The sequence below is a fragment of the Neisseria sp. P0021.S005 genome (assembly GCF_051956955.1).
In genome coordinates this window covers 1-511 of sequence record NZ_JBQCWY010000910.1, presented here as the reverse complement: position 1 = coordinate 511, position 511 = coordinate 1, and the positions used below count along the sequence as shown (strand labels likewise).

Genomic DNA, 511 nt, shown 5'->3' with positions numbered 1-511 from the left:
CATGCCCGCCACCAACATTGCAACCGGGCCAATCATACTGCCCACCGTCGCCAAAGTATTACCGACAATGTGCGGCAGCTTGATTTGAAAGGCAAACATCAGCAGCCCGACCAACATGGATAAGATGTTGATATTGGTAAAAATGGTCTTCCAAGCCACATTGCCTCGACCGCAAATCAACAGGCGCAGATGCGTCCAAAACAAAAACGTCTGCACCAAGATAAAACCAGTGGTGTAAATCACCCATTCCGGCCCAAAGACCGACATTAACAAAGGGATAATCAGGTTGCCCGAATTGCTGTACACCGTCGACGCGTGTTCGAGCGCATCGAGTTTGAACAAGTGTTTAAACAACCTGCCTAAAACAATCAATACCACATGGAAAAACACCGCAAACATGACGGAAAGCTTCAGCCCTTCGATAATCTGCGGCGTATTGTCCATCTGAAAGGCATGAATCATGACAGACGGGCTGATCAAGTAAAGCGCGATGACCGAGAGCGTATAGCTG

General features: G+C 48.3%; 1 protein-coding gene. It reads right to left on the bottom strand.

Annotated features, from left to right (window positions below; translation table 11 throughout):
• The coding region (locus ACTHUE_RS20115) for an AEC family transporter (protein WP_440424292.1) at positions 1-511 on the bottom strand (511 nt) is incomplete at both ends.